At 43.7% G+C, this 13159-nt stretch carries 14 protein-coding genes and 1 tRNA gene; 3 read left to right on the plus strand and 12 right to left on the minus strand.

Annotation, left to right across the window (positions count from 1 at the left end):
- Positions 1 to 30: 30 nt before the first annotated feature.
- From CFX1CAM_RS07145 to atpD, 10 genes are read right to left on the minus strand one after another with little or no spacing between them, the layout of a single operon-like run.
- The gene (locus tag CFX1CAM_RS07145) at positions 31 to 924 is read right to left on the minus strand and encodes a F0F1 ATP synthase subunit gamma (RefSeq protein ID WP_087862363.1); all 894 of its coding nucleotides are present in this window, start codon (positions 922 to 924) and stop codon (positions 31 to 33) included.
- 5 nt (positions 925 to 929) lie between these two features.
- On the minus strand, positions 930 to 1253 hold the full coding sequence (locus CFX1CAM_RS07150; RefSeq protein ID WP_087862364.1) for a cyclic-di-AMP receptor: 324 nt from the start codon (positions 1251 to 1253) through the stop codon (positions 930 to 932).
- Complete coding sequence (locus tag CFX1CAM_RS07155; RefSeq protein WP_197687108.1) at positions 1250 to 2941, minus strand: F0F1 ATP synthase subunit alpha; 1692 nt, start codon at positions 2939 to 2941, stop codon at positions 1250 to 1252. The genes CFX1CAM_RS07150 and CFX1CAM_RS07155 overlap by 4 nt, the downstream gene beginning before the upstream one ends.
- The gene (locus CFX1CAM_RS07160) at positions 2922 to 3701 is read right to left on the minus strand and encodes a F0F1 ATP synthase subunit delta (protein ID WP_087862365.1); all 780 of its coding nucleotides are present in this window, start codon (positions 3699 to 3701) and stop codon (positions 2922 to 2924) included. Before CFX1CAM_RS07160 ends, CFX1CAM_RS07155 begins: the two co-directional genes overlap by 20 nt.
- A 21-nt stretch (positions 3702 to 3722) precedes the next feature.
- Entirely contained in the window at positions 3723 to 3998 is a 276-nt protein-coding gene (gene atpE / locus CFX1CAM_RS07165; protein ID WP_087862366.1) for an ATP synthase F0 subunit C, read from the minus strand.
- Between the two features lie 21 nt (positions 3999 to 4019).
- Positions 4020 to 4718 (minus strand): F0F1 ATP synthase subunit A, encoded by a 699-nt coding sequence (gene atpB / locus CFX1CAM_RS07170; RefSeq protein ID WP_087862367.1) that lies wholly within the window; start codon positions 4716 to 4718, stop codon positions 4020 to 4022.
- Between the two features lie 12 nt (positions 4719 to 4730).
- Entirely contained in the window at positions 4731 to 5033 is a 303-nt protein-coding gene (locus CFX1CAM_RS07175) for an ATP synthase subunit I (RefSeq protein ID WP_087862368.1), read from the minus strand.
- Positions 5030 to 5305 carry an AtpZ/AtpI family protein gene (locus CFX1CAM_RS07180; protein WP_087862369.1) on the minus strand — a complete coding sequence of 92 codons (276 nt, stop codon included), beginning with the start codon at positions 5303 to 5305 and terminating at the stop codon, positions 5030 to 5032. The genes CFX1CAM_RS07175 and CFX1CAM_RS07180 overlap by 4 nt, the downstream gene beginning before the upstream one ends.
- 1 nt (position 5306) lies before the next feature.
- Positions 5307 to 5684, minus strand: a complete 378-nt coding sequence (locus CFX1CAM_RS07185) for a F0F1 ATP synthase subunit epsilon (protein ID WP_087862370.1) — start codon at positions 5682 to 5684, stop codon at positions 5307 to 5309.
- Positions 5681 to 7114, minus strand: a complete 1434-nt coding sequence (gene atpD / locus CFX1CAM_RS07190) for a F0F1 ATP synthase subunit beta (protein WP_087862371.1) — start codon at positions 7112 to 7114, stop codon at positions 5681 to 5683. Before atpD ends, CFX1CAM_RS07185 begins: the two co-directional genes overlap by 4 nt.
- A 256-nt stretch (positions 7115 to 7370) precedes the next feature.
- Here atpD and CFX1CAM_RS07195 point away from each other — a divergent pair.
- From CFX1CAM_RS07195 to CFX1CAM_RS07205, 3 genes are all read left to right on the plus strand, one after another.
- Positions 7371 to 7442 (plus strand) — tRNA-Met (locus CFX1CAM_RS07195).
- Positions 7443 to 7914: 472 nt separating this feature from the next.
- Complete coding sequence (locus CFX1CAM_RS07200) at positions 7915 to 10338, plus strand: Lon protease family protein (protein WP_087862372.1); 2424 nt, start codon at positions 7915 to 7917, stop codon at positions 10336 to 10338.
- Position 10339: 1 nt separating this feature from the next.
- A complete protein-coding gene (locus CFX1CAM_RS07205; protein ID WP_157891777.1) occupies positions 10340 to 11185 on the plus strand; it encodes a universal stress protein in 846 nt (281 codons plus the stop codon).
- A 38-nt stretch (positions 11186 to 11223) separates the two neighbouring features.
- On the opposite strand, the gene CFX1CAM_RS07210 is transcribed toward CFX1CAM_RS07205, so the two are convergent.
- Together CFX1CAM_RS07210 and minC are read right to left on the minus strand one after the other, a co-directional pair.
- A complete protein-coding gene (locus CFX1CAM_RS07210; RefSeq protein WP_087862374.1) occupies positions 11224 to 12333 on the minus strand; it encodes an FtsW/RodA/SpoVE family cell cycle protein in 1110 nt (369 codons plus the stop codon).
- Positions 12334 to 12444: 111 nt separating this feature from the next.
- Positions 12445 to 13110, minus strand: a complete 666-nt coding sequence (minC, locus tag CFX1CAM_RS07215; protein WP_087862375.1) for a septum site-determining protein MinC — start codon at positions 13108 to 13110, stop codon at positions 12445 to 12447.
- Positions 13111 to 13159: the final 49 nt, after the last annotated feature.

A 13159-nucleotide genomic window follows, 5' to 3' on the forward strand; every position in this document is an offset into this window, starting at 1 on the left:
AATAATTCCGAATTAAGTATTGAATAACAATTAATATTTAAGCAAACCTGCACTAACAGCCAATTCCTGCATTTGTTGGGTAATTTTCCGCTTTCTTTCAGCATTAATTACCCATATCAAATCTTCGATAATGTCTTCAGCATTTTCACTGGCTTCTTGCAAAAGGTGATACCTTGCAGAGTGCTCAGCAACAGCCGACCTGAGCAATAATTTGTAAAAGCTGGCGGCAATAAAGTGTTGAATAACTTGATTATAGATTCCCTTTGGATCAGTTTCAATAATTACAGGAGGCCAACGACGTGAATCGCCCGGGTTAATTTCTGAATTCCGCTCGAATTCAAAGGGCAGCAAATTGTGTGTTTCAAATTGATACAAGCTACCTGAAACCAAATGATTATTTAATACAATGAAGCGATCAAAGGCGTAGGCTTCAAACTGATCCAGCCAATCCTGTGTGATCATGTAAGCTTCATGATAGGTGAATAATCCGCTGGCGGGAAGTTCCTTACGCCAAGCAATCGTTATTTCCCTGCGCTCAAATTCGAGCCGCAGCCTTGATCCCATTACCCAAATCTGATAAGAAGAAAACTGGTTCTGATCAATGAATTTCAAGGTGTTTTCTACTAAACCAGCGTTGAATTTTCCACATAAACCGCGCTCTGACCCAATAATCAAAATGATTGTATCGGAATTGGCTTTCGGAATTTCCTGGACCGTTTGTGCCCTAACGGGCTTCTGAGCAAATTTAGGAAGTATCTCAATTAAAATTTGATCAAGATCATCCTCATAGTTGGACAAACTGGCAATTTTTCTGTTCGCCATCTGCCACACCCCCATCGACATGGTTCTGAGGGCACTTAATAAAGGCTCGATGGTCTTAATATTTTCTAACCTTGATTTTGCACTCTCAAAACTTTGTGTCATGGTACTTAGGAAAAGGATTCAAATTTCTCGATATCCCAAACAAAGGCAACTGCACCGCCAATTTCAGCAGTTAGTGCTTGTTTTTCGAGTGAAGTTTGATCCTTAGAGTGTTGGGTTTTCATTTCTACTTGGATGTGGCAGTTATCCTTGATAACGCCTATGACTTCCTCCAGTTGTTCATTTTGTACCACAATGAAAAGCGAATACTGACTTTGCCTCAACATCCCACCGCGTGTTTCAGTATATGTGGCTGTGTGGCCAGCATTCACCAACGCATCAAGCAATTTCTCCGAGGCATTCGCCGGGACGACAACCATCACCATTTTCATTTGTTTTCATCTCCTATTTCAAGCCAGTACTGGTTGAAAGCAGATAAGGCATGATCTAACTCATTTGTGATTGATTCACTGAGGTGCGTTTCTTTTCTGATGTCGATAAGCAATTTGTTTTCTCGATGGAGGAAGAAATCGATTAAAGAATTTTCGTAGTTTTCAACATCATTTATGGGGACCTGATCGAAATGCCCTGCATTGAGTGCGTACAAAACGACAATCGTCATTGAATACGAGTAGGGCTTATTGGGTTGTTGTTTGAGGATATTGAGGATACGCTGCCCTTTATTTATTTGTCGGCGTGTCGTTTCATCGACCTCGGTGCCAAATCGGGTAAAGTGTTCAACCTCTTTATATTGGGAAAGTTCCAATTTGAGGTTGCCTACAAGCCGTCGCATGGCCGGCTTTTGTGCTGCACCACCCACCCGCGAGACAGAACGTCCGATGTCAATTGCAGGTTTTTGTTCCTGATTAAACAAATCGGTATCTAACACCAATTGACCATCCGTGATCGATATCAGGTTTGTGGTGATGTAGGCTGAGATGTTGCCATTTTGAGTTGTTGCGATGGGCAATGCTGTGATAGAACCACCGCCGTTGCTCTGTTTCAATCTGCAGGCACGTTCGAGCAACCTTGAATGAATATAAAAAATATCCCCGGGATAGGCTTCGCGTCCTGGTGGCCGTCGAAGCAACAAACTCAACTCTCGGTAGGCATCGGCGTGTTTACTGAGATCATCAAATACGATTAATACATCCTGTCCCTGGTCTAAAAAGTATTCAGCCATGGTCATCCCTGCATAGGGCGCAAGGTACCTGAGAGCAGGCGGGTCGTCGGAGCTGCTCATGACCACAATTGTGTTTGACATCACATCTTTTTCTCGTAATGTTTCTATTACAGAAAGTGTTGATGATTTCTTTTGACCGATGGCAACATAAACGCAGCGTACACCGGTGTGTTTCTGGTTCAAAATGGCATCCACCGCCAAAGTGGTTTTTCCTGTCTGGCGATCCCCAAGGATTAATTCGCGTTGCCCGCGACCAATCGGAAAAAGCGTGTCAATCATTTTGGTGCCTGTGAATAAGGATTCGTTGACAGGCGTGCGTTCGACAACCCCAGGGGCAATTTTCGATAAATGCCTGTGCTCACTAGCTTCGATGATTTCGTCTCGATCGATCGGCTTACCTAATGGATTAACCACGCGACCCAAGAGCTGGCTGCCAACGGGGACCTGTAACCGTTTACCTGTAGCCTGCACCAGATCGCCCCCTCGAATTCCTTGATCGCTGCCCAGCATAATCAAATCAACGTGTTTGCGGTCAAGGTTTAATGCCATTCCTTCGACGCCCGTTGGAAAAGTGACGATTTCATCAATACTGACATCGGGTAAGCCTGAGACTGTGGCCACACCGTTGCCGATGCGATGAACCGAGCCTACTGTCGTAAAGCGAACCCGGGGCTGTATTTCACCGGATTTTTCAGCCAGGTTGCTGATTATATTTTGTATAATATTTTCGAACATATTCACATTTTCAGGTTCTGCCCGTTGTCTGATAGACTCTAAAAACGCCTCCTTTGAGGTGACTAATTTAGCGCTTTCAACGAGCTCTTTTGAAAGTGAACGTTGTTGTTCTTCTGAGAGTATCAATTCTTCCTCTTCAAGATCAATGCTGCAGGCTTTCATCAATCAATTTAGCAATATCGGTCTTTAAATTATTTAACTCTACCGCAAGGTTGTTGGTAACAATCAGGTCGCCAAGATGAACGCGTATTCCTGAAATTAAATCTGGGTCAACATCAATTTCCATATTCACATTGCGGTCTGCAAGGGCAGAAACCGGCCGAATGAGCGCCCTTTGTTGGTCAGGCGTTAATGCCTTTGCGGATGCGACGCGCACTGTGGGCGTCCGCTCAGTCAAAGAATCGCGCACTGTTCTCACCTGGTGCATGTCTTGTTTTCCCATATCCCAAATTTTCTCAATCAATTCATTGACTAAATTGTCATGAACTTCAGCGGGTGTTGTTTGAGTGAGAACTTGCTTGCTGATATTTAAAATGCCATTCACAAGCTTTTCGTGAAAATCCTCAATCCCTTGCTGTTGAAGCTTAACGACCTCTTTTTCTGCGTCAATAAGAATGCTCTCTGCTTCTGTTTTCGTCGCATCTAAAAGTGCTTCGCTTTCTGCTTGCATCAGAGATTTGGCATTTTCCAGATGGACTTCAATCTCTTTGTCAAGATTATCAAGCCGCCCTACGATTAATGCTAAATTATCCTCAGCTTGTTGGTTCATTTCTTCTGCCGTTGTGAGCAATTCTGCTCTTCTTTTTGCATTCTCATCCATGCGCTTTACAATGGGTTTAAAGAGAATGAAGTACAGGGCAACCGCAAGGACGAGAAAGTTAATGATTTCGGCCACTACGGTGAACAGATCAATATCCAGCATCTAATTATTCCTTATGCTTTTTTAAAAAACAAATAGCTCGAGCAATGGGTTGGCAAAAACAAGAATCAAAACAATCAATAGAACATAAATAGACCCTGATTCTAATAAAGCCATTGCGATTAACAGGGTGGTACGAATATCTCCTGCGGCTTCAGGTTGGCGCGCCATGGCTTCCAACGCTGTTTTTGTTGCTATCCCTTCCACAATACTTGGAGCAATACTACCCAGGACAATTCCTGCGACGGAGACAATAATGGTTAGAACAGTTATTAATGTAGGTGCATCTAATTGCCACATAGGATGGGATCCTTTCTTCTTTTATGATGAATGTTTAGATTTTTTTTTCAATTGTTTAAGGCGACGGCGCTCCTGCTCAAACTCCTGGACTTCCACAGCTGAAGCGATATACAATGATGCAAGAATAGTGAAGATGTAAGCTTGCAAGAGACCAGTGATGATGGACAATGTCGCCATAGGGAGTGGGAGAAATAGTGGTACCAGCGAAAAAATGATTGCAACGATCAAATCGGTGCTCAGAATGTTGCCAAAAAGGCGAATTGACAGCGATAATGTGCGGGAAATGTGGCTGATAATTTCCAATGGAAACATGAAAATGGGGTTGGCGAAATCTTTTATATAACCCCACAAGCCCTTTTCAGCTATGCCATAAACATGGACAGCAAAAAACACAATTAATGCCAGGGCAAAGGTTGTATTAATATTTGCAGTGGGGGAAACCATGCCTGGAACGAGGCCAAATAGATTGGAAAAAATTAAAAACACCGCTAATGTTCCCAGAATTGGCAAATATTTAATGGTCCCTGTTTCTTCAGGCATCACTGAACCAATGATCCCGTTGATTGATTCAATTATCACCTCACCAATACCGGGTTTAAACCTGCGAATCACCCAGGCTAAAAGAATTAAAATGACCATGATTACCCAGGTGGAAACAACGGTGTTTGTAATTTTTATTCCATATATTTCAAAGACAACTTGTGGTGTAATACTATCCATATGGTGTCCTTATTAATGGCGGATAAAAGGATTCTTAAAACGCAGCCAGCCCTGCCACATCAGCAAGAATACCAACCGTACCAACATAAAGGATAAAAAAACGCTCAACAATGCCAGATAAGAATGCGAGACCGAAATCGAAAAAACAATGCCGACCAATAGCCAACGCAAAATGGTTCCTACCATGATTAAACTGATACTGCGGTGTCTTTTTTGGGTGTCCAATTGGTTGACCGACCACTGCTGAGATAAAAAATAAAGATAGCCAGTAATGGCTCCGATTAATGTCCAAAATATGAAGTTGAAGGCAATCATTTTTTTAGTTCTTCCTTGTCTTCACCTTTTTCCCTATCCTTGAGGTTTTTTCGCCAGATTTCGATCTGGATACGCTTATAAATATTGTAGTAGGCGATGAAAATGCCCAATCCTAAAAAAGATAGGGTTAACATATAAGTGTTTTTTGTCAACCGGTCCAGATAGTGACCAATGAGAACGCCGCCAAATATCGGCAGGGCAATTTCCCAGCCCAGTGTGGTCAGGCCTATTCCTTTGAGTGAAAATTTCTTGCTTTTTTTTTCTTCAGTCATGCTAACTTTGTAATGAGATTGATTCTTCTTCAGACTGAATTTTGCTGATCAACGTTTGCATCAATCGTTCAAAATTCATTGGTTCAGCTTCCGACACCATACTTGTTTGTTGTGAGACTTTCCCAGCACTCAAAATAATGACCGTATTATCTCTAATATCCAAAATGCCAGGGAGAACTTCAATACTGTCCTGTTCAAGTTCTGAGCGATAGCGGATTGCTCCGCGCACCGTTTCTGCGATCAAAGTCGCATGGCCAGGTTTAATCCCTATCGATCCGCCATCAGCAAGGGGAACGACAACTTCTTTAAGGCCTTTTTTTTCAAAATTGATCCCGTCTGGCGAAAGAATTTTTAAGGTTAGCAGGGGGAAAGAACTCACCGTTCCTCCTCCAGTGAAAGTTTTCTCGCCTTTTCCATGGCATCATCGATGGTTCCAACCATATAAAAAGCTTGTTCGGGGATCAGATCATAGCGACCTTCCAGGATTTCCTTGAATCCCCTGATCGTCTCGTTTAGCTCGACAAATACCCCAGCATCACCGGTAAATTCTTCTGCTGAGAAAAATGGTTGAGACAGAAACCTTTGAATGCGCCGTGCCCTGCGCACGGTTTTTTGATCTGCTTCGCTCAGTTCATCCATGCCAAGAATGGCGATGACGTCTTGCAGATCTTCATACCGAGCAAGCGTTGATTTGACCTGCATAGCCACACGGTAATGCTCCTGACCGACAATGTGCGGCGCCATCAATGTCGATGATGAACTTAATGGGTCGATCGCCGGGTATATGCCGAGGTCAACTTGACGCCTTGATAGCACGGTGGATGCATCAAGATGGGCAAAGGTAGCAACCACAGCCGGGTCGGTCATGTCATCAGCAGGCACATAAATAGCTTGAATTGAGGTCACACTGCCAGCAGACGTGGTTGTAATGCGCTCTTGAAGCGCCCCCATTTCGGATTCTAGGGTGGGCTGGTAGCCAACCTCGCTGGGGAGGCGGCCCAGCAAAGCCGAAACCTCTGACCCAGCCTGGATATAGCGGAATATATTATCAATGAACACCAAAACCGGGCGACGTTCGTAATCTCGAAAGTACTCAGCCATGGTTAACGCGGTCAGTGGCGTTCGCAGTCGGGCGCCCGGAGGTTCATTCATTTGACCAAAGACCAGAACGCTTGACTTCATGGCATCGGTATTGCTTAACTCCAGATAGAGATCATTCCCCTCCCTGCTGCGTTCTCCAACACCGGCAAACAACACAATTCCAGAGTGCTTCTGAATTGAATTGCGCATCAATTCGATAATGAGTACAGTCTTACCAACACCAGCACCACCAAATAGTCCAATTTTCCCACCGTTAGGATAGGGGGTTAACAAATCAATTGCTTTAATACCGGTGATAAAAGGGGAAGTGACCACTTCCTGTGAACTTAAGGATGGTGATTCTGAATGAATGGGGTGCCGAGAGGTTTCGTCTGAGACGGGCGGCTTATCATCGATGGGTTCACCCAGAATATTGAACATTCGCCCAAGGGTTTCTCTACCCACAGGGACCAAAATGGGATTCCCGGTGTCCTCGACAATCAGCCCCCGTTTCAAGCCTTCAGTTGAGCCCAACGCCACTGTCCGAACCGTGTGAGCATCCACATGCTCATGGACTTCTAAAATCAGAGGCGGTTTTCCAATTTGAGATACTTTGAGTGCATTATGGATGCTGGGTAGATTTCCGGTTTCAAATTCAACATCAACAACAACGCCAATTGCTCGAATAATGATTCCAATGTTGTTGTTTTCAGTAAGAGTTGTGCTCAAGTAATTTTCCTTAAATTTCTACAGGCAACAATTGCAAAAAGCGCGATAATAATATAGCCATGCCCAAAAAACCGTCCCTAATTATCCATTAAAATGACTGGTTTGTCAAATTTCGTTAGGAGGTGTGAAAAACACATTCATAAAACATGCCAGGAAAGGCGGAAATAATTTTGATGTTAAATTATTCTTCTTTCGATTATTCACCGAACCGCATGCTTGACAATCTTTAAATAATGTCATAGAATGTATTCCTCGATGCGGGGTAGAGCAGTGGTAGCTCGTCGGGCTCATAACCCGGAGGTCCTTGGTTCGAATCCAAGCCCCGCTATCAAAAAAGACCACTTTCACGGGTGGTCTTTTTTTGGTTCGAACGCTGCGCAGAGCCCCGCTATCATAAAAGACCACTTTTACAGGTGGTCTTTTTTTGGTTCGAACGCTGCGCAGAGCCCCGCTATCAAAGATGGCCACTTTCACGGGTGGTCTTTTTTTGGTTCGAACGCTACGCAGAGCCCCGCTATCAAAAAAGACCACTTTCACAGGTGGTCTTTTTTTGGTTCAAACGTTACACAGAGTCCCACTATCAATAAAGACCACTTTCACGGGTATTCTTTTTTGATTCGAACGCTACGCAGAGCCCCGCTATCTAAAAAGACCACTTTCACGGGTATTCTTCTTTGCTTGATCAGTGAATATTGAACATTCTGAAAGTAACCGCATTTATTATCAAAAAAATTTTATTTTGCTCATTGAGGGGTAAAATCGTCAATACAGGAAAGAACAATCATCAGAGGAGTTCACAAATGTCCAATATCAATGAATTGAAACCCGGTCAATTATATCGACATTGCGACCTGCAAACGCTCAAGTTTAACACCACAGACGAGGTTGAAGATGAAATCACGTTTGTTGGGCAGGAAAGGGTTTCAGATGCAATCAATTTTGGAATGAACATCTCGCACCCAGGTTACAACATTTATGTGATTGGTCCTGCGGGCATGGGAAAAAGAAAAGCCGTGCAGGAATTTTTCGAAGAAAAGGCGAAATCCGACCCCACCCCGGCAGATTATATCTATGTCCATAACTTTGACCACCCTGACCAACCCTATGCCATCGCGCTGCCTCCATCATTTGGAACTGAATACCAAGCTGATATAGACAACCTGATTGGAGAAATGCAAACAGCGCTTTCCGCTGCCTTTGAAAGCGAAGAATACCAGAACAGGCGCCAAGCTGTATTTGAATCGTTTAAAGATAAGCAAGCTGAGCTTTTCAATGAATTGCAGAACAAGGCTAACCAGCGTAAATTGGCAATGATCAAAACCCCATCTGGAATTGCCTTTGCCCCACGCGATGATGAAGGTGTGCTTTCTCCAGAGGATGTTAATAAATTAACTGATCAGGAACGAGAGGATATAAAAAACGCTATTGAAGAACTTCAATCGAGCCTGCAAAAAATCCTGCAACAGGTACCTCCCAGGCAACGCGAGGCACAGCAAGAAATTAAAGAACTAAACAAAGAAATGGCGAATTTTGCCATTGGCGGTTTAATTAATGAATTGATCAATAAATATCAGCCCTATGAGAGAGTCGTTGAGCATATTAAAGAAATTCAGGAACAAATTATCGAAAATGCAGACGATTTTCTTCCCACTGATAACCAAGAAGCTTCCAGTTTTTTTGAGGCCTTGTCGCAGCAAAAGGGTCGCTCGGCAGCACTGTTGGATCGCTTCAAAGTCAACGTCATTGTCAACAATAAAGAAAACCAGGGAGCGCCGGTTATCTTTGAAAACAACCCGACCTACAACAATTTAATCGGTCGCTTCGATCATTATGCCCAAATGGGAACCTTAATGACCGATTACCGTATGATCAAACCAGGCGCTTTGCATAAAGCAAATGGGGGTTATTTGATTATTGATGTTCGAAAATTACTTAACCAGCCCTTTGCCTGGGAAGGACTCAAACGTGCCCTGCAATCAAAACACATTGAAATCGAATCCATCGGGCAATCTCTCAGCCTGATCAGCACGGTCTCTCTAAAACCTGAGCCCATCCCTTTGTCCGTGAAAATCGCCCTAGTTGGAGACCGAGTTTTGTTTTACTTGCTGGTGCAATATGACCCCGAATTTTCTGAGTTGTTTAAGGTTGAAGCCGATTTTACAACCGAAATCGAATGGACTGAGAACAACCAGGGCTTATATGCGAGGCTGATTGCCAGCATTATCAAACGCGAAGGCGCCCTGCCTTTTAACAAAAATGCCGTAGCCAGGTTGATTGAAGAAAGCGCCAGACAAGCCAATGATTCTGAACGATTGAATACCCGTTTGCAGGACTTGAGCGAATTGATCATTGAATCCGATTACTGGGCAAAGGAATCCCGGCATGAGATTGTTACCGTTGATGATGTCCAGCGTGCCATTGATGAAAAAACCAGAAGGGGGGATCGAATAAAAGAAAAAATGCAGGAGTCCATCTTGCGAGACATCAATGTTATCAGTACGGATGGTGCGAAAGTCGGTCAAATCAACGGGCTTTCTGTGTACGAGCTTGGGTCGCTAATGTTCGGTAAACCAACACGGATCACTGCTCAAATCAGCCTGGGTAAAGGGCAGGTGATCGATATTGAACGAGAAGTCGCCATGGGTGGTCCAATACATTCAAAAGGTGTATTGATCCTTTCAGGGTTTCTAAGAGGGCGTTTTGCTCAAGATGTTCCGTTAAGCTTTTCAGCCAGCCTGGTGTTTGAACAATCCTATGGCGGGGTCGATGGTGATAGCGCTTCATCAACAGAGCTTTACGTTCTGCTGAGCGCTATTGCAGGAATGCCTCTCAGACAAGATTTGGCTGTAACCGGATCAATCAATCAACATGGTGAGGTTCAAGCAATTGGCGGCGTCAATCAAAAAATTGAAGGTTTCTTCGACATTTGCAAAGAACGTGGTTTAACCGGCAATCAAGGCGTTCTAATTCCCTCTGCCAACATAAAACACCTCATGTTACGCAAGGATGTGATTGAGGCTGTAGAGGCTGATCAATTTCATATTTATCCGGTTTCCCATATCGACCAAGGTATTGAAATCCTCACAGGAATTAAGGCAGGGGAAAAAGATGAAAATGGCGCTTTTCCCCTTGATTCAATCAATGGCATGGTCAAACAAAAACTAGAAACAATGGCAAAAACACTAGCCCATTTTGGGAAAGATGAGAAAGATCAGGGTGAGTGAAATGCTCGGACCAATAATCGTTAACCAAATACTGGTGTCGCTCGATAACTCAACACACAGTGTTGCTGCTTTAGGGGCTGCGGTTGAACTGGCACAACAATACCGCGCAGCTTTAAAAGGCATTTTTATTGAAGATATCAATCTGCTCAATCTGGCAGAGATGCCTTTTTGCCAGGAGGTCGGAGAACATACAGCCAGGGTGAGAGAAATTACTACGGATGGTTTGTCGCGCGGTATTTTTGTTCAATCTCGTTCAGTGATTAGAACTTTTCGAAAAAAAACGTCATCAATCGACATCAAGGCTGTTTTTGTGGTGTTACGGGGAAATATCCACAGGACAATAGAAAAAGAAGGCCAATCTTCTGACCTGATTGTGATCGGCAAGGCAGGCACACATCCGGTGCGTGGAAGGAGGCTTGGCTCAACCGCACAAGCGCTGATAAAAAACCACACAAAACCCCTGTTGTTGATTGAAGAAAATGCCCGGCTTGGTCAGCCAATCATCGTTGTTTACCACCAGAGCCCTTTAGGAACACGTTGCCTTGAAACCGGTAGAGACCTCGTCAATCCTGGAGAAACCCTGGTAATTCTGGTATGTCAGGATGACCCGGACACATTTGCAGAGGTGACAGCAAATTTAAACCAATGGGCGACTTCCAATAACAGCAAAATATCGATCCAGGGTTATAAAACCGAAACCATCCACCGATTATTCAGCATGCTCAATGCATTAGAAAAAGGATTGTTGATCCTGCCCCATGGAGGGAATGTTTCGGAACTGAAAGTTATACACCTGTTTATCAACGAAGTCAGCCAGCCCATGCTGTTAATACGAAATAATTCGTAATCTCCAGGTTGGACCCCTTAATTTTGCTGAAAAAATCATCATTTGCGCTTCGGTGAGCGCATTGCCACACTCTCAACCATCCCAATCCCCAAAAACAACGTCAATAAAGAGCTACCCCCATAGCTGATAAAGGGTAACGTCAACCCTGTAACAGGAATAATATTCAGATTAACCCCAATATTTACAGCGGTTTGAAAAAAGATCAACACACCAAAACCGTAAGCAATTAACGATCCAAAAGAATCTGCCGCGTTTTGAGAGATGTAAAAACAGCGAATGATCACCAGGACAAGCAAGGCAATCACAATCAGAGTGCCAATCAACCCAAACTCCGCGGCAAGCACAGAAAAGATAAAATCTGTATGTCGCACCTTCAAAAATCGCAACTGAACTTGAGAAGACTGATTATATCCCTGCCCAAACCAACCACCTGTACCGATCGTGATCAAAGCTTGATCCACATTATAGGTGTCTCCATAACGAGCATCTGGGTCCGGAAAAAGAAAATTAGATATGCGATCTCGCTGGTAGTCTTCCAAAAATGAGAACCCGGTAAAAGCGCCAATTAAAATCACAACCATGATGATGGCAACAAAAATCAAAGTAAACCTGATTTTTATACCCCCTATCCATAGATAGGCAGCCCACAGCACCAGGATTACGATGGTCATACTCAAATTTGGCTGAAGAAAAATCAAAGTCAGCAAGCCACCTACCACAAGCGCACTTCTGAGAATCGTATTGACTTTAAGATTGTTCGATTTGACGTTGGCGAATGTATTTGATAAGGCTAAGATAATCACAATTTTTGCAAATTCAGAGGGTTGAATCAGGATTTGACCCACTTCCAACCATCTAACCGCGCCAAACCTTGCTTCAGCAGTTAATACAACGCCCAAAAAAGCCATGATCACCAGATACATAGGCGCGATTAATGTGATCCAGTACTTATAGTCAATGGCAGCAACAACAAACAAAACAACCAGGCTGATAATTAGAAACGTCGTTTGCCTGTTAGGATGGTCCGCCAGCGCAATATTTCCCGCGATGGAGCTGCGGATTAATGCGATGCCCAATATAGATAGAATCAGCCCAGCTCCGAACAATAAAAAATCGAAGTTCTGCCAGATATTACGAGTGTTATTCATCAACACATGATCCTTTGCGCTTGCCTGTCACGCCTTTCTATAACTTTTCCAACAACGCACTTTTCCGGAATCGCATTAACAACAACTTTCCTTTCATTAATTTCCTGATCATCAAGGGTTTTGCCACGGTTCAGCAATGATTTGACCATTTAGAATGCGGGCAACCTCAGGTATGGGTTCTGCTTGATCTACTGGTGTTATGGCAATTATTTCAGCAATCCGCAACCGGTTGGGCGCAAGATCAAGCGCACACACCACTGCGGTTTGATCGCCATCTGCACCAGCATGCACATTTCCATACAGTCTCCCCCATACAATTACGCTACCGTTAGCGATGATTTCTGTTCCTTGACTGACATCCCCAAGAACAATCACATGGCCTTGGTATTTGGTCGTCAATCCCGGTGGTATTGTCTGTGGGATTAATACGGCTGCTTCACCCTTTAAAACAGCCTCAATTGGCCACAATTTATGGTCAGTTTTTTTTGCTGGTTTTTGAAGTTTTGTGATCAATCCCATCCTACGAGCTGCTTCTTGTGTCACCATAGATTTGCTCAACAGTCCATACAATGAGACGTTGTAACGATTTAATGTTTCGCGTAACTCCTCCAGGGCATTGGTTCCTAAAACAAGCGGACCGACATCCAGAACAAGCTGGGCACCTTGAAAAAAAGCCCCTTTTTCTGCAATTATTTGAATCAGGGATTCTTTTACAACCTGCCACTCCTGACCTTGAAAAGAGATCAGAATTCCTTCTTTAATGCCCTTAATTTCCATTTCTTACCAGCTCACGGTACAGATTTATAACCGTAAAACAAAATTTTTC

Source organism: Brevefilum fermentans (assembly GCF_900184705.1).
Classification (GTDB): domain Bacteria; phylum Chloroflexota; class Anaerolineae; order Anaerolineales; family Anaerolineaceae; genus Brevifilum; species Brevifilum fermentans.